The sequence below is a fragment of the Burkholderia sp. A9 genome, assembly GCF_000801975.1.
Map to the genome: position 1 here is coordinate 23,475 of NZ_JSZN01000027.1, position 22,293 is coordinate 45,767.

The following is a 22,293-nucleotide window of genomic DNA, read 5'->3' on the forward strand; positions in this document are numbered from 1 at the left end:
GAAATCGCACTCGGCGTGTGTATCCGGAGATCCGGACCGCGAATCCGGAATTCCGGATCGACCGCGTTCGCCGTTGCATGTGCGCACGCGAAGCCGTTGCCAAGGACACCTTCGGATCGGCTTCATGCACTCATGCAATCGCTGGCTTCACGGTCGTGCGACGAGCGCGCAGGCCCTTGCCGCAGGCCAAGCCGGACGGCGCGTCGGACCGCGTCGAAAGCGGCCGCGCGCAATGCGTTCCGCAGGGGCGGGATGGCAAGGGGCGCGTAATATAACCGAACTCGATTGCGGTGTCGCTCGCACGGAATATCCTTGTTTTCGTGGGGTTTTTTGCGTGTCCGGGTTTCCGGAATGACGGTGTGCGAAACGGGAAAAACGGCCGGCATCAGCGGGGCGAAACGCGTGCGACGGGCATGTCGCCCGTCGCGCTTGCACTTCATCGAGCCGCGGCGTTGCACCGCGACCCGGTCACATCACTTCACTTCGCTGCGCCGTTCCGGCAGAACTGCTCGTACCCCTGCGCCGAATTCGCGAAGCCACGCGCCTTCGCGAGTTCCCACGGACGCTCGCATTGCTGCGTCTGCTCGCACCATGCGTAGCCCGCCGAGCCGATGCAGCCGTGCGCGTCGCGATCGCCGCCGACCATCGGCGTGGCGGCCTGGGCAGTCTGTGCGCCTTGCGTGTCCTGCCCGGCGACATCGGGCGGGAGCGGGGTAGGCGGTTGCGTCGCGCACGCGCCCAATGCAAATACGAGAGCGATCGCGCCGGCAAGCGACGCGGAAGGAATGAAATGTTTCATACGGTAGCGCTCCATGGGATGAAGGTCGACAGTGGGTGCCCGCGCGTGGGCGCATGAACGATCACGCATCCGGCACCGGCACGCGCGACGAGAACTTGACCTCGCGCAGCGCGAGGCTCGACTGGATCGACGACACGCCGGCCTGCTTGCGCAGCACGCGTTCGACGAATTCCGCATACGCATCGAGATCTGTGGCGACGACCTGCAGGATGTAGTCGGCCGCGCCGGTGATCTTGTGGCACGACGTCACTTCGTCGTGGCGCCGCATCACGTCCTCGAAGTGATCCGAATCCTGGTCCGAGTGCATGTTGAACGTGACCTGCACGAACGCGAACACGTTCATCCCGAGCGCGCGGCGGTCGAGGTTCGCCTGGTAGCCGGTGATCACGCCTTCGTCCTCGAGCCGCTTGCGCCGCCGCCAGCACGGCGTGACGCTCAGCGACAGCCGTTCGCCGAGCGTCGCGTTGGACAGCGCGCCGTCTTCCTGCAGCAGGCGGAGCATCGCGCGATCGACGCCGTCCAGTTCCGCCGAAGCGCGATTTTTGCTCATTCCAGGGTCTCCGTAGACGGTTTTCTCAAAATTGTATGAAACGAAGAGGTGAAAAGCAAAGTTATTGCCGGCCAGCCTCAATAGACTGTTGCCACCCCTCACAGCCTTCACTGCAACGGTCAACCATGCTCACGGTCTACAGCAGCGATCACCATCTGCATCGCGGCGTCGAACTGAAGGACGGCGCGATCACTGATTCGTTCGAGAACCCCCTTCGCGCCGAAACGGTGCTCGCGCAGGTCCGCGCGGCCGGCCTCGGCGACGTAATCGCGCCGCGCGCGTTCGACCGCGCGAGCTATGCCGGCGCGCACAGCGCGCGCTATGTCGATTTCCTCGCCGGCGCATGGGACGAATGGACCGCGACCGGCCGTACCTGCCAGGCGCTGCCGCTCGTGTGGCCGGTGCGCGCGATGCCGTCGGCGGCGACGCTGCCCGACTTCATCGACGGCAAGCTCGGCTTCTTCGCGATGGACGCCGGTGCGCCGATCAACGCCGGCACGTGGGACGCGGTGAGTGCGAGCGCGAACTCGGCGCTCACCGGCGCCGACCTGCTGTCGAACGGCGGCGCGCGCGCGGCGTTCGCGCTGTGCCGCCCGCCCGGCCACCACGCGGGCCGCGAGTACATGGGCGGCTACTGCTACCTGAACAATGCGGCGATCGCCGCGCAGCACGGCATCGCGAGCGGTGCCGCGCGTGTCGCGGTGCTCGACGTCGACTTCCACCACGGCAACGGCACGCAGGACATCTTCTACGACCGCCCGGACGTGCTGTTCGCGTCGCTGCACGGCGAGCCGGCGGTGTCGTATCCGTACTTCTCCGGCTACGCGGACGAGCGCGGCACGGGCGCGGGCGAGGGCTTCAACCTGAACCTGCCGCTGCCGAAGGGTACGCAGTGGGACACCTACTCGGCGGCGCTCGGCCACGCCACGGCCGCGATCGCGAAGCACGCGCCCGACCTGCTCGTCGTGTCGCTCGGCGTCGACACGTTCGAGCACGACCCGATCAGCCATTTCAAGCTGCGCTCGCCCGACTACCTGCGGATCGGCGAAGCGCTCGCGCGCCTGAACCTGCCGACGCTGTTCGTGATGGAAGGCGGCTACATGGTCGAGGAAATCGGTATCAACGCGGTGAACGTGCTGCTTGGCTTCGAAGGGCGCGCGTGACCGCATCGCTTTGCCTGCAATCAACGACGGTCCTGATTACGAACCAAGAGCGACAAGGAAGGAGACGAACATGAATCGACATCAGAAGAAGACGGCAGGCGCGACCGCGGTGGCGCTTGCGTGCGCACTATTCGCGCTGTCCGCGCACGCGGACGAGGTCGTGCGCATCGGGCACGTCGCGCCGCTGACCGGCGCGATCGCGCACCTCGGCAAGGACAGCGAGAACGGCGCGCGGCTCGCGGTCGAGGAGATCAACGCGAAGGGGCTGGTGATCGGCGGCAAGAAGGTCACGCTGCAACTCGACGCGCAGGACGACGCGGGCGATCCGCGCACCGCGACGCAGGTCGCGCAGCGGCTCGTCGACGACAAGGTGGTCGGCGTCGTCGGCCATCACAACTCGGGCACGTCGATTCCGGCGTCGCGCGTCTATCGTGACGGCGGCGTCGTGCAGATCTCGCAGGCTGCGACCAACCCGATGTACACGCAGCAGGGTTTCAAGACGACCTACCGCGTGGTTGCGACCGATGCGCAGCAGGGGCCCGCGCTGGCGTCCTACGCGGCGAAGAACATGGGCGTGAAGACGGTTGCCGTGATCGACGATTCGACCGCGTACGGGCAGGGCCTCGCGACCGAATTCGAGAAGGCGGCGAAGGCGTCCGGGATGAAGGTCATCTCGCGCGACGCGACCAACGACAAGGCGATCGACTTCCGCGCGATCCTCACGAAGATCAAGGGCGAGAACCCCGACGCGATCATGTACGGCGGGATGGACGCGACCGGCGGCCCGCTCGCGAAGCAGGCGCGCCAGCTCGGCATGCGCGCGAAGATCCTCGCCGGCGACGGCGTGTGCTCGACCGACCTGCCGAAGCTCGCGGGCCCGGCGTCGGACAACGTCGTGTGCTCGGAAGCCGGCATCGCGCTCGAGAAGATGCCGGGCGGCGGGGCGTTCGTGAAGCGCTACGAGGCGCGCTACCACCAGCCGATGCAGGTGTATGCGCCGTTCTCGTACGACGCGGTGTACATCATCGTCGACGCGATGAAGCGCGCGAACTCGACGGACCCGGCGAAGGTGCTGGCCGCGATGCCGGCGACCGACTATCGCGGCGTGATCGGCGAAACCAGCTTCACGCCGCAGGGCGATCTGAAGCACGGCGCGATCTCGGTGTTCACGTACAAGGGCGGCAAGAAGGCGCTGCTCGACATCGTCAGGATGTGACGCAGGCGGGGCGCGCCGCGCGGCTCGCGCCGTTGCGTGCTCCGAGGTTTTACGACGCGCTTTGCGACGCCTGCACGCGGCGCGGTTCGGCGTGCCGCAGCGGCTGTTCGGCGTCGTGCACGATGTGCAGCTCGCGGGTGCGGATCGGCAGCGCGCAGTCCGCATCGGCGAGCGTCTTGCGCACCTGGCGCGCGAGGCGCCAGCGCATCGCCCAGAACTTGTCCGTGTGCGTCCACACGCGCAGGTTCGCGATCGCGGTGCTGTCGTCGAAGCGCATCACCATCACGTCCGGCGCGGGATCCTGCAGCACGTCGGGATCGGCCACTGCCAATGCACGCAGCGCGTCGAGCGCGCGGTCGATGTCGTCGTGCACGGACACTTCCACTTCGAGATCGAGGCGGCGCGTCGGATTACGCGTGTAGTTGCGGATCGCGCTGCCCCACAGCGCGCTGTTCGGCACGTATTCGCAGATGCCGTCCGGCTTCGTCAGCCGCGTCATGAAGAGCCCGACCTCGTCCACCGTCCCCGCGACACCCGTGCCGCCGTCGATGTAGTCGCCCACCTTGAACGGCCGCAGCAGCAACAGCATGATGCCGGCCGCGATGTTCTGCATCGTGCCTTGCAGCGCGAGCCCGATCGCGAGGCCGGCGGCGCCCAGCACCGCGACGATGCTGGCGGTTTCGATGCCGAGCTGCGACAGCGCGCCGACGATCGCGACGATGCGCACGCCCCACACGGCGACGTCGCAGAGAATCGGCCGCAGCGTGTCGTCGACGCGCTCCTTGTTCGAGAGCACCCGGTTCAGCCAGTTGCCGATGCGTTTCGACAGCCACCAGCCGCCGACGAGCAGCACGAGGGCCGCGCAGAGCTTGACGGAGAGTGTGGACAGCGCGTTCCACAGGAACGTCCAGCGCTCCGGATGAAGATGATCGAGCAACATGACGGGGTTCCGGTTTGAAGACACAGGGCGCGGCGCGCAGCGTGTCCGTCATCGTCGGACCGGCGTGCGCTCGCGCGTCGGCAGCCCTCGACTGTACACGGCATGCATGGTTTCGCGCGAACGCAACGGGGCGGATTCCCGGGCGTTCTTGCGGTGAAAGCGCGATTTCGTTCTCGTACTAAGCGGATCGTTTGACAAACAGGATTGGTCCTATTCAGCCATTTCGATCCCGTCGATACACTCGATTCCGAGTTGCCGGAACGTGACGATCGTTCCTCTGCGACATCCGGTTCTTTCCCGATTTTTCATTGATAGCGAGTGACGACGTCATGCGGTCATACCTGCGTTTCCGTCTCGCACGCGAACAAGGTCGATCCGCGCAAAGCGGGGCCATCCGCGCTCCGATTCGCCGCATGCTGCTGAGCAGTGTCGCCGCAGCGGCATGGCTTGCCGGCACGCAGGGCGCGGTGGCGCTGGTGTCTTCCGGCGCCGCGCCGTTCACACCCGTGACGGCGCAAGCGGCCGACCTTGTCGACGTGCCTTTCTTCAGTGCCTCCCGGACCATCTGGGGCGGCTTGCTGGCATCGACCACGGTGCCGCGTGTCGCGCTGGAACCGCGCGCGGCGAACGCCCGCGCGCACGCCGCTTCCGGCAGGTTCGCGATGCGTGCCGGCGCATGTACGCCGTACGTCGTCCTCTGCGATGCGGCGCGCGGTGCGATCGAGCGCGATTACGCGGCCCGCTTCGACTACGGCTTTGCATCACCGCTACCGGCGATCGGCGTGCCGCCGACATTCGAGCCGCATCGCACCGAGCTGGCATCCGCCGAGCCGTTCGTGTTCGCTGGACAGGAGAGCGGCACGCGCGCCGGCGCGATCACCGGCAGCCTGCGTGCGTCGCTCGCGCGGGCCGATCTGCCGGCCGGTGTCGCGGCACAGATCAACCGCTTGCTGGCCGGGCGTACCGATCCGAAGCAGCGCGGCGCGCGCGGCGATACCTTCCGCGTCGCCTTCGCCCCTGACGACAGCGCGACGCTGGCGGGCGGCGTGCGCGTGACGGCGCTCGATGTCCGCTTTCGCGGCCAGCGCGTCACCGCTGTGTGGTTCGCACCGCAGGCAGGCTCGCCGGGCGCCTACTACGATCTCGACGGCATGCCGCTCGCCGGCTCGCGGTTCGAGATGCCGGTCAGCGCGACGCGGATCAGTTCGCGGTTCGGCACGCGCGTGCATCCGGTGACCGGCGCGCGTCACGTGCATTCCGGCGTCGATCTCGCCGCGCCGACGGGCCGTGCGGTCCGTGCATCCGAGCGCGGCGTCGTGACGTTCATCGGCACCGAGCCGGGCGGCTATGGCAAGTATGTGGTGATCCGTCATGCCGGCGGTTATACGTCGTACTACGCGCACCTGTCCGCGTTCGAGCCGACGCTGCGAACCGGCGCGCGGGTACTGCGTGGCCAGCGCGTCGGCGCCGTCGGTAGCACCGGGACCGCGACCGGCCCTCATCTGCACTTCGAAGTCCGGCGACATGCCCGTCTCGTCGATCCGATCGAACTGGTGCAGGCGGCAAGGGCGGCGAAACTGAAGGGCGAGCAGCGTGTGGCGTTCAAGAGCGTGGCTCGCGCCGCGCGTACGCAACTGGCCGCGGCCACGTGGACGCAGCCGCTCGCGATGTCGCAGCGTCGCGCGCCGCGTGACGGCTGACCATCGAGCGGACGCCGGCCGGCGCGGCCGGCAGCGTTGCGCACGAACGTTGATGCGCACCGTGGTGCAGTGCCGTCGATAGCCGTCAGGATCGAGCGTGAGGGCGCGCCGATCGGTGCTGGCAACTCACGCGCAATGCTCGACAGGCAGCCATATTTCAAGCATGCCGGCGCCCGTCGCCGGATCGTAGTCGCCGCTGTAGCGCTCGAACTCGGGCGCGTCCACTGCTTTGAACCCCGACGTCGGCAGCCAGCCGTTCCAGATGCTGTACCGGACATAGCGCATCACCGGCCAACCGGTGTTCATCGAGAACAGGCGCGAAAAGCCGAAGCGCGTCATGTTGCAATCGGCGGCAATCCTGTCGAGCCAAATCGCCACGCCGGATGGCGTGGCGAAGATCGACCGGATTCTGCCGCTTAGCCGAGCGGCCAGTTCAGAATGGCGATCCCGTCGTTGTAGTCACCATCCGTCCCGTCTTCCGACCCGACGAGCCCGAAGTAGGTCTTCTTGAAGATGTCGACCTGACGCGAGCCGATCTTCGACGGCTTGCCGTTTGCCGTCACCACCACGCGCACCTTCCCCTTGCCCGAGTTCACGATCTGCGTGTTCAGGTTCGCGTCCTGTGTGCCGGCGCCCTGGAACGTCGCGGCCGGTTTTGCGTTGTCGTCGACGTACACCTCGATCGTCTGCTGCGCGGCCGAATTGACCAGTGCCGTCACGCCGAACGCGATGTTCGGCGGCAGGTTGAAGATGCCGTCGCGTTCGCCGCCGCCGGTCGTCGTGGTATCCGGATGCGTGGGCTCGGGTTGCGGCGTCGCTTTCGAGAAGTAATTGACCACTGCGCCGACGCCGAACTTCGCCGCCGCCCCGGGCAGCACGCCTGGCGCGCCGGCCCACGTCACCGTGCACGCGACCACTTGCCCCGCAGCATCGGTCTTCACCTTGTTCTGCCAGCTGCCGACGTCGAAGCTGTACGGGATGGTCGCGATGTCGACGAACACGTCGTACTGCGGCAGTTTCTCCACCAGCTGCGCGGTCATGAACTGACGCATCCGGTCGAGCACCGCCTGGTCGCCGTTCGCCTGCACGGCGGTCGCGTCGTTGCCCGCGACTTGCAGGAGTGCGTACAGATCGTCATGGGTAAAGGGTTGTGACATGTCGTCCTCGTCTTAATGGAAGGTTGCGCGTCGCACGTCCGGTGAGCGGATCTCGCCGTTGTCGCGCACGGAGCGCAGCGTGGGAATGCAAATGACTGCTCGAGTGATTCGATGCGCAATGCGTGGTTGACCCCGTCGCCATTGCGCGATTCGGCAGCGGCGCGCAACGCATGCTGCGCGCTGCCGCGCCCGGTTCACCCCAGCGGCCAGTTCAGGAACACGATCCCGTCGGTGTAGTCGCCGGCCGGCATGAATCGGTCGTCAAGCGGGCGTCAGGTCAGCCGATCGGCCATTGCAGCACGACGATGCCGTCGTTGTAGTCGCTGTCGTGACCGTCTTCCGATACGACGATCCCGAAGTTGACGGTGAACGGCGAGCCGTCAGACTTCTTGCCATTGATCGGCGCGAGGCGCGCGTCGGTGGCCGAGGTCTTGCCGTTCACCGTCACTTCGAAGCGGAGCTTGCCGTTGCCGGAATTCAGCGTGGCTTCGCGCGGGCCGTCGCGCGTGGTCAGCTTGTGATAAGCGGCGGGTTCGTTGCTGTCGCCGATGAACAGCTTGATGTGTTGCTGCTCGGCGGCATTCGCGAAGAAGATCGCGCGAAAGTCGGTGTTCGGCGGAATCGAAAACTCGCCGGCGCGATTCGAGGACGTTTGAGAGTCGGCCATGCTTTCCTCCTGAAGGTCGGTGGATAAGGCGCTTCGCTGCGTCGCGCAAACGTTTGCCGTTTCAAGCGCGACGTGGCCAGCATGGCGAAAAATAAATAAAAAAATATTCGGCCGGGAATGAAAATTGTTCAGTAAATCGCAAACCGAAACAGTTCGATTTACTGAAGCCAATTCAATGGAAAATAATTCGATATACCCATGAAATTATATCGAGGTGTGTCGCATTTTCATGAACAATGGACGGGCGCGCAGGTGTGAGTGGTGGGGAATCTGGGAAATCGGGAGAGTCGGGCTTCGGAGCAGGCGCTCCGCGTTCGCATGTGGCAGCGTATTGTTTCAACATCGTGGTTCTCTGTCGTGGCCGTGCCCACCGGCCACCACTGTACGCCTGCACCGAAGCCGGATCGCAACGGAGAGGGGTGCGGTGACCGACGAAGGTCGTTGATTGACATCATCCCGATGTAGACAGGATTCCGCCGGCACCGCACTCGACAAGCATATTGACAGCGCGCGTTGCCGCCTATCGGACTGGACTGATTTTGCGTGTTTCGTGCATGGTACGAATGGCCGGGCACTGATAGTGCTGACAGGCGTTGAATTCGTGCAATGCGCGTATCGTTCGATCGGTGCGGGCGGGCCCGTGCGCGTGCGCGCTATCGCGTAGCCTTGCCCGCGCGCCACGCCGGCGTGCGTCACCGGCATGTCGTTCGCGGCCGCCTCCTGCATCACGAGTGAACCTCGCCCGTTGCGGGCGCTTGGTTCTCCGGCGGTCATTGTCACGGAACCGGCCCGTTGCCGGCCCCTCATGAGGAATGCGTGATGACGAAACCCGATGCGCTGAAAGGCGAGATCAAGGAACAGGCCCAGGAAGCAGATCGTCACAACCTGGCGAGGCCCGCCGTGAACGGCGCGTTGTGGGCGCGCGGGCTGACGACGCAGCGCGTGGCCGACCTGTTCAGGACGCTGCCCGGATTGCCGGGGCACTGGATGCAGCTGCAGAACGAGGTCAACGCCGGGAATCGCTATTTCTACGGCATCCAGCACGGCCATCAGACGACCGACGAGGGCAAGGAACTGATCCGCTGGATCGCCGATGCGGTGGTCAGCGCCGCGCAGAAGGCGGGATTCGATTTTCCGCTGCAGCAGTTGAAGTTCACCGCCGACACAGGGTGGCTCAAGCTTCAGCGCGTGTCGGGGCGCGTGATGGTGTTGTCACGGCCGTAGGCGTAGCCGGCAGTTGTCGATGAGGCCGTGTGTCGCCGGTCGAGTCAGGCGCGGCAGCGAGAACGCGCGCTGCCGCCGATGATCGAGTGCGGCCTCGACCGCGCTGCCGACGGCATCACTGACCAAAGCGCTCCGCGACGGCGTCCTTCAACCGCGCGGCGGTCAACTCCCCCATGTGCGATTCGACGAGCTCGCCCTTCGCGTTGAAGAACAGCGTCGTGGGCAAGCCGCGCGACCCGTACGCATGCATCGCGCGCAGCGCAGGATCGAGCAGCACGTGATCGAAGCGCAGCCCCTGCTGTTCGAGGAACGCGCGCACTGCTTGCGCGTTTTCCCCCTGGTTGAGCATCAGCACCGTGATGCCCGGGTGATCGCGCTGCGCCTGTTCGAGGATCGGCATCTCGCGCCGGCAAGGCGCGCACCACGTCGCCCACAGGTTCACGACGACCGGCTTGCCGACGAAACGCTGCGGCAATACGGGCGTCGCGTCGAGCGCTTCGAGCTGCATCGACTCGAACGGCGGCGCGGTGCGTTGCAGTGTCGCCAGCGTGCCCTGCGCGATGCCCCATGCGGCGAGACCCGCGACGATGCCGGCTGTCACCGGGCGGCGCAGCGCGGGCAGCCGGCGCAGCCGCCAGACGGTGAACACGAGCGCGGCGGCCATACCGATGCGCCAGTCGAAGCCGCCGTCACCGAATGCAATGATCGAGCGCGGCGCGGCGGCGTAGTCGCGCCACCATTGCGCGACGTAGCCGATCCGTGCGGCGATCAGCCCGAGCAGCAGCACGTCGAGGATCAGGCTCGACGCGGTCTTGTGCTGGCCGTCCGGCGGACGGCGCTGGATGAAACGGGCGACGAGCCACGCCAGCAGCGCGGCGGCGGCTACCGCGACGACGCGGATCGAGAAGGGACCGATGCTCAACATGGGAAGAAAGGAGTGCGGGGACGGTGGAGCGACCGGTGACGGCGACGCCGTCGACGGTCATGATGCGTTTCGACCCTACGGGACGCACACGGGTTCCCGTCGTGCCCGCGCGATGCGGATCGTCTGACGAATGCGGATCGCATGCGGGCGCGGGCATTCAGTACGACGTCGCTTTCATGCAGGCCTCCCGAGCATCAGGCCGACTGACCATCCCGCACGTTCGGCAATTACTGCCGGTTTCGGCCCGAGCCGGAAGGCGCGCCGCCGAGCCGGTATGCGGTGAAGAACTCGGCCCACGGCGAACCGTCCGGCACCGGGATGTGCAACGCCGACGTCCGCTGCTTCAACGCCGTGAACACATCGTTGATGCGCGCGGTCTGTGCGGCATCGGTGAACGGACGAGGCCGCGCCCGGCCGGCCGCGAACGCGCCGTACGCGATCGCCAGCAGGCGCGCGCTGTCGTCGATCGAGACGATCGATCCGTTGATCGCTTCGACGAAGCGCGGCCGGTCCTCTTCACGCGACGCGGCGATGCACTGATACACGATCGCCGACACTTCGTGCAGGTCGTTCGCGCGCAGCAAGGCCGGCAGGCGCGCGGCGATCCGCTCGGCCGGTTCTTCATGCAGCGCGACGCCGAAGTCGAGCACGGCAGCCATCGGATTGCCGTCCTGCTGCACGCGATCGAGCGCCGCTGCCGGCGAAGCGGCGGCCGCTTGCGGAGCGTCGCCGGCAGCGGATCGCAGCACGTCCGCCACCGGCTGCTTCCACTCGGGAAAGATCATCCGCACGTTGCCGAACCGCTCGCCGCCTTGCGCGGCCGGATGCCACCGATAAATGATCGTGCCGCCCTGGATGAACGGCGAATACAGATGCTCGGGCGTTTGCGGCAGCGGCCGCTGGTTGATCGGCAGCCACGCGAGCGTCAGCCAGTCGTAGCGGCCCGTCGCGGGCACCGACGGGCTCGAACTGGCAACGACCTGCCACGTGCCGCGGTTCGCATAACGCCGGCGTGCATCGGGCACCGCGACGGTTTGCTGTTTCGCGGTATCGAAGTAGGTGGTGCCGGTCACGTTCGCGCCACTGTCCCTGGCTGGCGTGATGGTCGCGATGACCCACGACGCACCGTCCGCCGAACGGTATTCGGCCGGCTGCAGCGTGGCAACGTCGTGCACCATGCGGGTTTCCGCGGCCACGGGGCTCGGCGGAAGACCGGCGGGACCGGCGACGATACTCGGCATGGACTTTCCTCGGAATCGGGTGCGTATCGTCGAGCGGGGACGATACGCGGCCGCGCGGGTTGTTTCTCGTAACTGTAGAACGCCGCCGCCGGAAACGGAAACCGGCCGAAGCAACCCGGGCAACCCGGGCAGCGCAAGGCCGCGCGCACGCGCGCCGCCGCTTCGGCTTGCCATGCGCATCCTGGGCCGGAACGACGAACCGCGATCGGGAGCACATATGACCGACACGAAAGCCATTGCAAGACACTGGCCGCACGTCGCCGGCCAATGGATCGACCGGGCCGGCAGGCCCGGCCGCTGGATTGAAGCCGTCGCGGCCGCGCCGCGTACGACCTGCCGCGCGCGGCGTGATCAGCGCGGCAATACCTTCCGGTAGATCACGAATCCCGTCTTTTCCGCGACGGTGTCGTAGAGCCGCATCGCCGTGTGATTCGTTTCATGCGTCTGCCAGTACACGCGTTCGGCGCGATGCTGCTGCGCGGCGTCGTACACGGCCCCGATCAACGCGCGGCCCACGCCTTTGCCGCGCTCGCTGTCGAGCGTGAAGAGATCCTGCAGATAGCAGGTCGGCCCGACCAGCGTCGTGCTCCGGTGATACAGGAAATGCACGAGCCCGACGAGCCGGCCGCCGCGTTCCGCGACGCGCGCATGCACGGGCTCGTAGCCGTCGAAGAAGCGCGACCACGTGAGCTGCGTGATCTCGCGCGGTAGCGCGGTGTCGCCGAAGCGGCCGTAGAAGCGGTTGTAGCCGTCCCACAGCGGCAGCCAGTGGTCGTAGTCGTCTTCCCGCACAGGGCGTACGGTCAGGCCGGCGTCGGTAGCGTTCATGTTCGCGAATCTCTCGAGGATGGAGTGAAGCGTTGCCGGCGCGGCCGGAAACGGGAGCAGGCATCTACGATAGAAAGATCGTGGCACCATGTGTAGATCCATGACATACCCCATTTCTGGAGCCACGATGGATTACGCCGTCCTGCGGTCGACCTTCGAGCGCGATGCGGGGCCGCACGCGGCCGCGCGGATGTCGCAGCAGCAGCGGCTGTACGCGTGCCTGCGCGACGCGATCCTGAACGGCCGGGTTGCCGAAGGCGCGCGGCTTGCCGCGTCGCGCACGCTGGCCGACGAGCTCGGCATCGCACGCAACTCGGTGCTCTACGCGTACGAGCGGCTCGCGTCGGAAGGCTTCGTGATCGGCACGCGGCAGGGCACGGTGGTCGCGCAGATGGGCTTGCGCGGGCCGCAGGTTGCCGCTGCGGCGCCCGTCGCCGATACGGTGGTGCTGTCGCGGCGCGTCGTGCAGGCCGAGCGTGCGACGAGCGGCCTCGACGAATCGCTGCCGTTCATGCCGGGCGTGCCGGCCGTCGACGAATTCCCGCTCGCGGCATGGCGACGTTGCATCGAGCGCGCATGGCGCGCAGCCGGGCCGGCGCAGCTCGGCTACCAGTCGGCGGAAGGCGATGCGATGCTGCGCGACGCGATCGCCGGCTATTTGCGTGCGTCACGCGGCGTGCGCTGCGACGCCGCGCAGGTGATCGTCACCGACGGCACGCAGGGCGCGCTCGACCTGTGCGCCCGCGCGCTGGCCGACGCGGGCGACGTCGCGTGGATCGAGAACCCCGGCTACCACGGCGCGCGCAATGCGTTTCTCGCGGCCGACCTGCGCGTCGAGCCGATCGGCGTCGACGCGCAGGGGCTGGCGCCGCATTCGCACGACTGGCGCGATCGTCCGCCGAAGCTCGTCTACATCACGCCGTCGCACCAGTATCCGCTCGGCGCGGTGATGAGCCTCGAACGGCGGCTCGCGCTCGTCGCGCACGCGCGGGCGGCCGGCGCATGGATCGTGGAGGACGACTACGACAGCGAGTTCCGGCACCACGGCACGCCGCACGCAGCCGTGCAGGGGCTCGCCGACGATGCGCCGGTGATCTATCTCGGCACCTTCAGCAAGGTGATGTTTCCCGCGTTGCGGCTCGGCTTCATGGTCGTGCCGGCCGCGCTCGCCCAGCCGCTGCGCGACGCGGCGGGCGCGCTGCTGCTGCAGGGCCGCGCGGTCGAGCAGCGCGCGCTTGCGGAGTTCATCGACGCCGGGCATTTCACGCGGCATCTGCGGCGTATGCGCCGCGTGTACGCGGAGCGGCGCGATGCGTTGCACGACGCACTGGAGCGGCGCCTGCGCACGCGCCTGACGGTGTCGGGCGGCGCGGGCGGCATGCATCTGTCCGCGCGGCTCGACGTGCCCGTCGCCGATACGGAACTGAGCCGCGTCGCGCAGGCGCACGGGCTGATCCTGCGGCCACTGTCGTCGTTCTGCCTGCCGGGCACCGCGCACGGCTACAACGGGCTCGTGCTCGGCTACGGCAGCGTGCCGGCCGAGCGGATGGACGCGCTCGCGCTGTGGATCGGCGAGATGATCGACCGCGTGCTCGCCGCGCGGTGACGACCGTCGCGTCGCGTTGGGGCGCGACGGCCCGCAGATCCGCCTACCCGCGCATCGGCGGATTGATCGCACCGGATCGCGCCACGCTCGACGCGGCTCCGTGCCAGCCATCGACGCGATGACGTCGAATCCGGTGCAGTAGCGGACGAGCCCGCTTCCAGCGCGACGGCGAGCGCAAAAAAACTCGCCAATCCAGTTGTCCACGTTTCGTCATTTGGCTAATATTCAAAACGTTAAACGAGACCGAACCCATGGACGACGTCACCCGCATCAGCGCACTGGCCAACGAGAGCCGTCTGGCCGTGATGCGCTGGCTCAAGCAGCCGCGCAGGCATTTCCCGCCGCAGCCGCACGGCGACTTCGACGAACTCGGCGTGTGCTGCACCTATATCACCGAGAAGCTCGGCATCGCGCCGGCCACGACCACGCGCCACATGCGCATCCTCGCGGATGCCGGGCTCGTGCAGGCGACGCGTGTCGGCAAGTTCACGTACTACAAGCGGATCGACGATGCGCTGCATCAGTTGGGCCGCGATCTCCTGCAACTCTGATCTCCGCCGAGGCAACCGAATGGACGAACTCGCCCTGCTGGCCGACGCCGACCGGCGCGCGCATGCCTACCTCGCCGCCACGAACGACCGGCGCGCGTACCCTGACGCGGCTGCGCTCGCGGGCCTCGCCGCGTTCGACGAGCCGCTGCCTGACGAGGGCCGCCCTGCCGACGACGTGCTGCGCCTGCTCGACGAGCAGGGCACGCCCGCGACCGTCGCGTCGAACGGCCCGAACTACTTCGGCTTCGTGATCGGCGCGACGCTGCCGGCGGCGGCCGCGGCCGAGCGGCTGATGCTCGCGTGGGACCAGTGCGCGTCGTCGTTCGCGAACTCGCCGGTGGCGGCGACGATCGAGCGGCAGGCCGCGCGCTGGGTCGTCGAGGTGCTCGGGCTGCCCGCAGGCAGCGCGGTCGGCTTCGGCACGAGCGCGACGGCCTGCACGCTGGTCGCGCTGGTCGCCGCGCGGCGCGCGCTGCTCGCGCGCAAGGGCTGGGACGTCGACGAGGACGGCCTGACCGGCGCGCCCGAGGTGAAGGTCGTGATCTCCGAGTTCGCACACGTCACGGTGAAGAAGGCGCTGCGCGTGCTCGGCTTCGGGATGAAGCGTCTCGTCGTCGCGCCGGTCGACGCGCACGGCCGCATCGACCCCGCGGAATTGCCGCCGCTCGACGACCTGACGATCCTCTGCGTGCAGGCCGGCGAAGTCAACACCGGCGAGTTCGATCCGTTCGCTGCGTTGATTCCGCCGGCGAAGGCCGCCGGCGCATGGGTGCACGTGGACGGCGCGTTCGGGTTGTGGGCGCGCGCGTCGGCAAAGCGGGCGCTGACCGACGGCATCGACGGCGCGGACAGCTGGACGACCGACGGCCACAAGTGGCTCAACACGCCGTACGACGGCGCGATGGTGATCTGCCGCGACGCGGCCGCGCTCGCGACCGCGATGAACAGCGACGCGGTCTACCTGAGCGGCGCGCAGGATGCGCAGAAGAACCTGAACCTGGAATTCTCGCGGCGGGCACGCGGCATTCCCGTGTGGGCCGCGCTGCGTGCGCTCGGCCGCGCGGGCGTAGCGACGATGATCGAGCGGCATTGCGCGCAGGCACAGCGCGTCGCGGACGGCCTGCGCGCGGCCGGCTACGACGTGCTGAACCGTGTCGTGCTGAACCAGGTGCTGGTGCGCGCCGGCACCGACGACGAGACGATCGCGATCCTTCAGGCCGCGCAGGATTCGGGCGACGTATGGTTCGGGCAGACCGTGTGGCAGGGGCGGCCGGCGTTCCGGATCAGCGTGTCGTCGTGGCGCACGGAGGACGAACACATCGATCGTCTCGTCGCGTTGCTGACCAAGCTGCGCGGCGTGCACGTGGGCTGAACGGCGGCGGCGCCTGCGTTTCGGGCGCGGCGCTTGCGTCTTGCTTGCGTCACGCTTAGTTGGTCACGTGCCGTCGTCATCCTTCGCCAGCACGTTCGCCGAGGCCGCCTTCAGGCATTCGATCAGATGCAGCGCGGCCGGCGTCAGCAGTGCATGCCGCCGCATCACGATCACGACGGTCAACGCCGGCAGCGGCTCGGCGAGATCGAGCACGACGATCCCGCGCGACTTGCGTTCGACGTCCGCGAGCGGCCGCGCGAACACGCCGAGCGCGTCCGTCTGCGACACGAGCCCGAGCGTCGCGGCAAACGACGGACAGTGCAGCACCCGCTTCGGTATCTCGAGACCGGACGGCGTGAAGATCGAATGCACCAGATCGTTACCACCCTCCCCATAACGTGGCACACACCATTGCGCGTCGCCTAGCTCGCGCAGCGAGCGCGCACGCGCGAGCCGATGCCGGCTTCTCGCGACGACCACGAACGCCGTGCGGAACAGCGCAATGCTCGCGAATTCGTCGGGGTCGGGCAGCGCGTTCGACAATTGGTGCGTGACGATGAAATCGAGCGAACCGTCGCGCAGCCGCGCGAGATCGGTCGCGGTCAGCGCATCGTCGACGTTCACGGTCGCGCCGGGCAGCTTGCGCGTGAACGCATCGAATGCACGCGGCAGGATCGTGAGCGCGACGGTCGGGCTGACCGCAATCGACACCGATCCGCTCGTGCCGAGCCGCAACTGCTCGATTTCGTCGCGCGTGCGCTGGAGTTCCTCGACGATCAGCCGCGCGCGAATCGCGAACGCGCTGCCGTAGTCGGTCAGCGCGACGCCCTTGACGCTGCGCATCACGAGCGGCACGCCCAGCTCGGCTTCGAGCTCGCGCACGATGCTGCTGACGGCCGGTTGCGTGACGCCGAGCGCGCGGGCCGCACCGCGGATGGTGCGGTGCTCGGCGACCGCGAGAAACGCATTGAGCTGCTTGAGCTTCATGGGTGACAAGGAAAAGTTATCGCACGAATCGAAATCTTGGATTTTTCTTATCGGATCGAGTGTATATGCTCGGAGCTTTTCAGGAGCTGCCGCAATGATTCCGGTCAACCAGCAACGGCTGTGGGATTCGCTGATGGAGATGGCGACGATCGGCGCGACCGCGCGCGGCGGCAGCTGCCGGCTTGCACTGAGTGCCGACGAGGTGCTCGGCCGGCAACGTTTCATCCGCTGGTGCGAGGACGCCGGCTGCGAGGTACGCATCGATCCGATCGGTAACGTGTTCGCGCGCCGGCCCGGCACGCAGCCCGACGTGCCGGCCGTGATGTGCGGCAGCCATCTCGACACGCAGCCGCTCGGCGGCCGCCTCGACGGCGTCTACGGCGTGCTCGCCGGCCTCGAGGCGATTCGCGCGCTGAACGAGCACGGTGTCGTCACGCGCCATCCGATCGACGTCGTCGCGTGGACCAACGAAGAGGGCTCGCGCTTCACGCCCGGCATGATGGGCTCGGCCGTCTATGCGGGCACGCTGGATCTCGACTACGCGCTGGCCCGGCCGTGCATGCAGACGGGCGTGCGGCTCGGCGACGAGCTCGAGCGCACCGGCTTCGCCGGCCGCGAGCGCGAGCGACAGATGCCGAAAGCCTATTTCGAAGCGCATATCGAGCAAGGCCCGGTGCTGGAGAACGCCGGTCTGCCGATCGGCGTGGTGTCCGGCGTGCAGGGCATCTACGAACTCGACGTCACGGTGACCGGCTTCGAGTCGCACGCGGGCACGACGCCGATGAGTGTGCGCAAGGATGCGATGGGCGTGGCCGCCGCGATGATCGCCGCGATCGTCGACCATGGGCATGCGTTCGATGCCGATGCGCGCGTGACCGTCGGCCATGTCGCGTGCCAGCCGAATTCGCCGAGCACGATCCCCGGCCTGGTCCGCTTCAGCGTGGACGTGCGTCACCCGTCGCGGCCGGCGCTGCAGCGGCTCGTCGCCGATATCGAAGCGATCTGCGTGCAGCGCATCCCGCTGCGCGGCACGCAGGTGCAGGTGCAGACCATCGCCGAGTACGAGCCGGTGGTGTTCGATGCCGAATGCGTCGCGCGCGTGCGGCAGGTGACGGCTGCCGCCGGCTATCCGTATCTGGAGATGTGCAGCGGCGCCGGGCACGACGCGGTGAACCTGTCGTACGTCGCGCCGAGTGCGATGGTGTTCGTCCCGTGCAAGGCCGGACTGAGCCACAACGAGGCCGAGGATGCCGATCCGCAGCACCTCGCGCAGGGCGCGTCGGTGCTCGCGAACCTGCTGGCCGATTGCGCGCGATAGTGCTGCGCGGCGGCGCGTGCGCGCCGCGACCTCGCCTGCGTGGAAATGTTGGACAATAGCGTGGCATGCGCGCCGCGCCGGCCCGGGCGGCTCGTTCAACCGATCCATTCACGCTGACGAAATCCCCATGTCCACGACATCTCCCCGGGAACTGCTGAAGGCCGCCGATATCGCAAAGATGGAGCCGACGCGCGCGGTGCATTCGCTGAATCCCACCGCCGTTCGCCTCAAACGGCAGCTCAGCGACCTGACCGGCCTCACGCAAATCGGCGCCCATTTGCTCACGCTGATGCCCGGTCACGAATCGGCCGAGTATCACCGTCACCTGTACGAGGAAGAATGCGTGTACGTGCTGTCTGGTACCGGCACGGCCACGATCGGTGAACGCACGTGGGAAATCGGGCCGGGCGATTTCCTCGGCTTTCCGCGCGGCGGCGATGCGCACACGTTGCAGAACACCGGCGAGGCGCCGCTGCAGCTGTTCATCGTCGGCCAGCGTCTCGAACACGATGTGTGCGAATACCCGAGAATCGGCAAGCGGCTTTACGTTGCCGGAGAACTCGAGGATTTCGTCGACCTGCCGAAGCAGCCGTAACCGGCCGGTCGGCGCATCACTCGGCGGTGTCGGTCACGACGGCGAGGCCGGCCGCCTTCCACTCCGGAAAGCCGTCCTCCAGCCGCGCGGCCTTGAAGCCGCGCGCGCGCAATGCGGCGACGGCTTCGAACGCGAGCACGCGGTACGGGCCGCGACAGTACGCGACGATTTCGGTGTCGACCGGCAATTCGCCGAGGCGCGCTTCAAGGCTCGCGAGCGGAATGTTCCGCGCGCCCGGCAGATGCCCGAGCGCGATCGCGAGCCGCGACGGGCTGCAGCCGACGCCGATCTACGTCGGCGTGTTCTACGCGGTCGCGGGCCTGCTGCCGTCGCTCCTCGTCGTGCGCGATACGCGCGATCTCGGCTATGCGATCGGCGCATTGTCGGCCGGCCTGATGGCCGACCGCTTCGGGTTTGCCGACGCGATTCTGGTGGTGGCGGCCGTCACGTTCGCGTCCGGGTGCGTCGTCGCGCTTATGATGCGGGAACGCCACTGACAGGATTGCACGCCATGGACACGCCGCACCCGCCGATGAATGTCCCGACTGCCGAAACGGAGCCTGAAACCGAAACCGTCGCCGAGCCGCGTGCGGCGCGCATGCATCGGCCCGTCGCGCTCGTCACCGGATCGACGTCGGGCATCGGCGCGGCCATCGCACGACGCCTGGCGGCGGACGGCTACGCGGTGATCCTGCATTCGCGCAGCTCCGCCGACACGGGCCGCGCGATGGCACGCGAACTCGGCGCGGTCTACGTGCAGGCCGATCTCGCGGACGATGCGGAGCGCGCGCGGCTGATCCGCGACGCGCTCGCCGTGCACGGGCGGCTCGACGTGCTGGTCAATAATGCGGGCGTCAGTCGCGTGATTCCGCACGACGATCTCGCCGCCGCGACGCCCGACGTGTGGCGCGAGATGCACGAGATCAACGTGATCGCGCCGTTCCGGCTGGTCGCCGAAGCGCAGCCCGCGCTGCTCGAAGCCGCGTCGAGCGGGCGCGCCGGTTGCGTCATCAACGTCAGCTCGCACGCGGGCGCACGGCCGAAGGGTGCGTCGATTCCGTATGCGGCGGCGAAGGCTGCGCTCAATCACACCACGCGTTTGCTCGCGCGCACGCTCGCGCCGGCGATTCGCGTCAATGCAGTGGCGCCGGGGCTGGTCGATACGCCGCTGACCGCCGACTGGAGCGACGCGCAGCAGCTCTGGCGCGAGCGCGCGCCGATGCGCCGTGCGGCGACGCCGGACGACGTCGCGCAGACGGTCGCGATGCTCGTCGCGTCCGATTACGTGACGGGCGAGATCGTGATGCTCGACGGGGGATTGAACCTGACGTGACGGGGGCCGCCGATGAGGGCGGCGCTGCGGAACGTCACGGCAGCCCCGTGCCGGCGTCATGCGCCGGCGGCGAAGCTGCCTGCCGATCCCGCCGGTCAGCCGAGGTTCGACCGCAGCTGCGCCAGCGCGCCGTCGTGCGTGCGTTCGAACTTCAGCGGCGTGACCGCGATGTAGCCTTCGCCGAGCGCGACCGTTTCCGAATCCGCATCGTCGTCGCGCGGCGCGCGCGCCAGTTTCAGCCAGTGGTATTCGATGTCGCGCGGATCGCGCCCCGACACGATTTCCACGCCCTGCAGCGTGCCGGCGCCCTGGTTCGTTGCCTTCAGCCCGCGCACGTCGTCGGCCGGGCGCGGCGGGAAATTCACGTTGAGGCACGCGTCGCTGTCCCAGCCGGCCGCGACGAGCCGGCGAATCACGTCCGGCGCGTGCGTGAGCGCCGTATTCCACGGCACCGCGTTGCGGTCGCTGAACGCCTGGCTCAGCGCGATCGCCGGCACGCCGACCAGCATGCTCGTCATCGCGGCGCCGACGGTGCCGGAGAACACTGTCTCCGTGCCGAGGTTTGCACCGCGGTTCACGCCGGACAGCACGATATCGGGCCGCGCGTCCTTCATCAGGTGGCTGACCGCGATCGCGACGCAATCGCCCGGCGTGCCGCGCACGGCGAAGCGGCGCTCGCCCTTGCGATGCACGCGCAGCGGCTCGTGCAGGCTCAGCGAATGCGACGTGCCGCTCTGGTCTTCCGCCGGCGCGACGATCCACACTTCGCGCGCCAGTTGGGTGGCGACCTGTTCGAGCACTTCAAGGCCGGGGGCGTCGAATCCGTCGTCGTTGGTGAGCAGGACGCGGTCGAACAGCGGGCGGGTTTCTTGCATCGGGACGATCCTCGCAGGTAGGCAATGACAGGGGAAGGCATCGCGGGTACAGCCGCAAGGCTAGCATCCCGTCGCGACGTATGTCGTGCCACGCAGTGCCGCGCGCAGTGTGTAGATGCAAAAACGGGCGCATGGCGCGCCCGTTCTCCGGTTGACGTGCCGCCCGCGCAGCGGGCCGGAATCGCGTTACCCGAGCAGGTGCCGCAGCAGGCCGGCCGACGCGACGCCGACGATGACGGTCGGCAGGATCGACAGGCGGGTCGCCGCGATCAGCGTGACGGCGAGCGCGAGCAGGTCGGCCGGACGCGTCGACACGAAGGCCGGCGCGATCACCGAGATCAGCACGCAACCGGGCACGTTCTCCATCACCGACGCCATCCGCGGGCTGAGCGTGCGGTTGCGCAGCAGCACGTAGCCGAGCACGCGCGACAGGTAGGTCGTCGATGCCATCAGCACGATGGTCGCGACCGTCGCGAAATCAGGCAGCATCGCGCGGCTCCCACAGCAGCGCGGCGATCAGCCCCGCGCATGCGCCGGCCGCGACGTACCACGCGCCGGGCACGGCCAGGTGCGTGGCCGCCGCGACGACGAGGCTCACGAACCACGGGCGGCTCGCACGCATGCCCTTCCACATCCCGCGCAACAGCACCAGAAACACGGCCGTGAAGGCCATGTCGAAGCCGTATTGCTCCACGTTGCCGATAATCGGGCCGACCGCCGCGCCGAGCGTGGTCATCGAGATCCACGTCAGGTAGAGCCCGGAGCACACGCCCGCGTAATAGGGGACGCTGATGTGCTTGGCCGAGCGCGAACGCGCGTCGGCGAGCGACATCGCCCAGCTCTCGTCGCACATGAAGAACAACGCGGCGAACGCGCGGCGGCGCGGCAGGCGCCGGATGTACGGCTCGAACGTTGCGCCCATCAGGATGTGGCGCGAATTCACGAGGAACGACATCGCGACGATCAGCGCGATGTGCGGCGGCGATGTCCACAGATGGATCGCCGCGAATTCGGAGCCGCCGCCGAAATTCAGGCCCGTCATCATCGGGACCTCGAACAGGTTCAGCCCTTTTTGCGCGGCCTGTGCGCCAAGCACCAGCGCGAACGGCACGAAACCCAGCATGACGGGCAGCGCCGCGCGCAATCCGCGACCCATCTCGGCGATATAGGCGGGCTTGTCGCGAAGCCCGGACGACGTTGAAACGCTACTGCTCATTACTCCTCCTTCGGGACGAGGATTGTCTGC

23 protein-coding genes and 2 pseudogenes are annotated in these 22,293 nt (G+C 67.9%); 11 read left to right on the plus strand and 14 right to left on the minus strand.

All coding sequences use genetic code 11. The features are described from left to right. Positions 1 to 478: 478 nt before the first annotated feature. Both PI86_RS12425 and PI86_RS12430 read right to left on the minus strand, forming a co-directional pair. On the minus strand, positions 479 to 799 hold the full coding sequence (locus PI86_RS12425) for a hypothetical protein (protein WP_039322651.1): 321 nt from the start codon (positions 797 to 799) through the stop codon (positions 479 to 481). 61 nt (positions 800 to 860) lie between these two features. Continuing rightward, on the minus strand, positions 861 to 1,349 hold the full coding sequence (locus PI86_RS12430) for an Lrp/AsnC family transcriptional regulator (RefSeq protein ID WP_039322654.1): 489 nt from the start codon (positions 1,347 to 1,349) through the stop codon (positions 861 to 863). Between the two features lie 125 nt (positions 1,350 to 1,474). Here PI86_RS12430 and PI86_RS12435 point away from each other — a divergent pair, with 125 nt between their 5' ends. Together PI86_RS12435 and PI86_RS12440 are read left to right on the plus strand one after the other, a co-directional pair. After that, a complete protein-coding gene (locus tag PI86_RS12435) occupies positions 1,475 to 2,512 on the plus strand; it encodes a histone deacetylase family protein (RefSeq protein WP_039322658.1) in 1,038 nt (345 codons plus the stop codon). Positions 2,513 to 2,582: 70 nt separating this feature from the next. After that, positions 2,583 to 3,728, plus strand: a complete 1,146-nt coding sequence (locus tag PI86_RS12440) for a branched-chain amino acid ABC transporter substrate-binding protein (RefSeq protein ID WP_039322661.1) — start codon at positions 2,583 to 2,585, stop codon at positions 3,726 to 3,728. Between the two features lie 49 nt (positions 3,729 to 3,777). Here the strand turns inward: PI86_RS12440 and PI86_RS12445 are convergent, their stop codons facing one another. After that, positions 3,778 to 4,668 carry a mechanosensitive ion channel family protein gene (locus PI86_RS12445; protein WP_039322664.1) on the minus strand — a complete coding sequence of 297 codons (891 nt, stop codon included), beginning with the start codon at positions 4,666 to 4,668 and terminating at the stop codon, positions 3,778 to 3,780. A gap of 329 nt (positions 4,669 to 4,997) precedes the next feature. Here PI86_RS12445 and PI86_RS12450 point away from each other — a divergent pair, with 329 nt between their 5' ends. Continuing rightward, complete coding sequence (locus tag PI86_RS12450; protein WP_039322668.1) at positions 4,998 to 6,368, plus strand: M23 family metallopeptidase; 1,371 nt, start codon at positions 4,998 to 5,000, stop codon at positions 6,366 to 6,368. A 126-nt stretch (positions 6,369 to 6,494) separates the two neighbouring features. On the opposite strand, the gene PI86_RS12455 is transcribed toward PI86_RS12450, so the two are convergent. From PI86_RS12455 to PI86_RS12465, 3 genes are all read right to left on the minus strand, one after another. Then, on the minus strand, positions 6,495 to 6,707 hold the full coding sequence (locus tag PI86_RS12455) for a GyrI-like domain-containing protein (RefSeq protein ID WP_039322671.1): 213 nt from the start codon (positions 6,705 to 6,707) through the stop codon (positions 6,495 to 6,497). Between the two features lie 77 nt (positions 6,708 to 6,784). Further along, complete coding sequence (locus PI86_RS12460; protein WP_014900523.1) at positions 6,785 to 7,525, minus strand: fucose-binding lectin II; 741 nt, start codon at positions 7,523 to 7,525, stop codon at positions 6,785 to 6,787. A 277-nt stretch (positions 7,526 to 7,802) separates the two neighbouring features. Further along, positions 7,803 to 8,192: a fucose-binding lectin II gene (locus PI86_RS12465; protein WP_014900522.1), complete on the minus strand. Its 390-nt coding sequence runs from the start codon at positions 8,190 to 8,192 to the stop codon at positions 7,803 to 7,805. 819 nt (positions 8,193 to 9,011) lie between these two features. Here PI86_RS12465 and PI86_RS12470 point away from each other — a divergent pair. Beyond that, complete coding sequence (locus tag PI86_RS12470) at positions 9,012 to 9,416, plus strand: hypothetical protein (protein ID WP_039322675.1); 405 nt, start codon at positions 9,012 to 9,014, stop codon at positions 9,414 to 9,416. A gap of 115 nt (positions 9,417 to 9,531) precedes the next feature. Here the strand turns inward: PI86_RS12470 and PI86_RS12475 are convergent, their stop codons facing one another. From PI86_RS12475 to PI86_RS12485, 3 genes are all read right to left on the minus strand, one after another. Beyond that, the gene (locus tag PI86_RS12475; RefSeq protein ID WP_039322678.1) at positions 9,532 to 10,341 is read right to left on the minus strand and encodes a TlpA family protein disulfide reductase; all 810 of its coding nucleotides are present in this window, start codon (positions 10,339 to 10,341) and stop codon (positions 9,532 to 9,534) included. 227 nt (positions 10,342 to 10,568) lie between these two features. After that, entirely contained in the window at positions 10,569 to 11,582 is a 1,014-nt protein-coding gene (locus tag PI86_RS12480; protein ID WP_039322681.1) for a hypothetical protein, read from the minus strand. Between the two features lie 351 nt (positions 11,583 to 11,933). Then, a complete protein-coding gene (locus tag PI86_RS12485; protein WP_039322685.1) occupies positions 11,934 to 12,410 on the minus strand; it encodes a GNAT family N-acetyltransferase in 477 nt (158 codons plus the stop codon). 127 nt (positions 12,411 to 12,537) lie between these two features. Here PI86_RS12485 and pdxR point away from each other — a divergent pair, with 127 nt between their 5' ends. From pdxR to PI86_RS12500, 3 genes are all read left to right on the plus strand, one after another. Beyond that, positions 12,538 to 14,016, plus strand: a complete 1,479-nt coding sequence (pdxR, locus tag PI86_RS12490) for a MocR-like pyridoxine biosynthesis transcription factor PdxR (protein WP_039322688.1) — start codon at positions 12,538 to 12,540, stop codon at positions 14,014 to 14,016. A 251-nt stretch (positions 14,017 to 14,267) separates the two neighbouring features. Then, complete coding sequence (locus PI86_RS12495; RefSeq protein ID WP_014900516.1) at positions 14,268 to 14,567, plus strand: ArsR/SmtB family transcription factor; 300 nt, start codon at positions 14,268 to 14,270, stop codon at positions 14,565 to 14,567. 19 nt (positions 14,568 to 14,586) lie between these two features. Next, the gene (locus PI86_RS12500) at positions 14,587 to 15,939 is read left to right on the plus strand and encodes a pyridoxal phosphate-dependent decarboxylase family protein (protein WP_039322692.1); all 1,353 of its coding nucleotides are present in this window, start codon (positions 14,587 to 14,589) and stop codon (positions 15,937 to 15,939) included. Between the two features lie 63 nt (positions 15,940 to 16,002). On the opposite strand, the gene PI86_RS12505 is transcribed toward PI86_RS12500, so the two are convergent. Then, a complete protein-coding gene (locus PI86_RS12505; protein ID WP_039322695.1) occupies positions 16,003 to 16,926 on the minus strand; it encodes a LysR substrate-binding domain-containing protein in 924 nt (307 codons plus the stop codon). A gap of 94 nt (positions 16,927 to 17,020) precedes the next feature. On the opposite strand from PI86_RS12505, the gene PI86_RS12510 reads away from it, so the two are divergent. Both PI86_RS12510 and PI86_RS12515 read left to right on the plus strand, forming a co-directional pair. Further along, positions 17,021 to 18,244 (plus strand): Zn-dependent hydrolase, encoded by a 1,224-nt coding sequence (locus PI86_RS12510; RefSeq protein WP_039322698.1) that lies wholly within the window; start codon positions 17,021 to 17,023, stop codon positions 18,242 to 18,244. Between the two features lie 127 nt (positions 18,245 to 18,371). Beyond that, positions 18,372 to 18,839 carry a cupin domain-containing protein gene (locus tag PI86_RS12515; RefSeq protein WP_039322702.1) on the plus strand — a complete coding sequence of 156 codons (468 nt, stop codon included), beginning with the start codon at positions 18,372 to 18,374 and terminating at the stop codon, positions 18,837 to 18,839. 16 nt (positions 18,840 to 18,855) lie between these two features. Here PI86_RS12515 and PI86_RS12520 read toward each other — a convergent pair. Continuing rightward, a pseudogene (locus tag PI86_RS12520) lies at positions 18,856 to 19,092 on the minus strand (rhodanese-like domain-containing protein); the annotation flags it as partial. 76 nt (positions 19,093 to 19,168) lie between these two features. Between PI86_RS12520 and PI86_RS17145 the strand changes: the two are divergent. Together PI86_RS17145 and PI86_RS12530 are read left to right on the plus strand one after the other, a co-directional pair. Next, positions 19,169 to 19,336 (plus strand): annotated as a pseudogene (locus tag PI86_RS17145) (MFS transporter); the annotation flags it as partial. A 14-nt stretch (positions 19,337 to 19,350) separates the two neighbouring features. After that, positions 19,351 to 20,172 carry an SDR family NAD(P)-dependent oxidoreductase gene (locus PI86_RS12530; RefSeq protein ID WP_014900509.1) on the plus strand — a complete coding sequence of 274 codons (822 nt, stop codon included), beginning with the start codon at positions 19,351 to 19,353 and terminating at the stop codon, positions 20,170 to 20,172. Between the two features lie 95 nt (positions 20,173 to 20,267). On the opposite strand, the gene surE is transcribed toward PI86_RS12530, so the two are convergent. From surE to PI86_RS12545, 3 genes are all read right to left on the minus strand, one after another. Next, complete coding sequence (gene surE / locus PI86_RS12535; protein ID WP_039322708.1) at positions 20,268 to 21,047, minus strand: 5'/3'-nucleotidase SurE; 780 nt, start codon at positions 21,045 to 21,047, stop codon at positions 20,268 to 20,270. A gap of 186 nt (positions 21,048 to 21,233) precedes the next feature. Further along, positions 21,234 to 21,536 (minus strand): AzlD family protein, encoded by a 303-nt coding sequence (locus PI86_RS12540; RefSeq protein WP_014900507.1) that lies wholly within the window; start codon positions 21,534 to 21,536, stop codon positions 21,234 to 21,236. Then, entirely contained in the window at positions 21,526 to 22,263 is a 738-nt protein-coding gene (locus PI86_RS12545; RefSeq protein WP_039322711.1) for an AzlC family ABC transporter permease, read from the minus strand. Before PI86_RS12545 ends, PI86_RS12540 begins: the two co-directional genes overlap by 11 nt. Positions 22,264 to 22,293 lie beyond the last annotated feature (30 nt).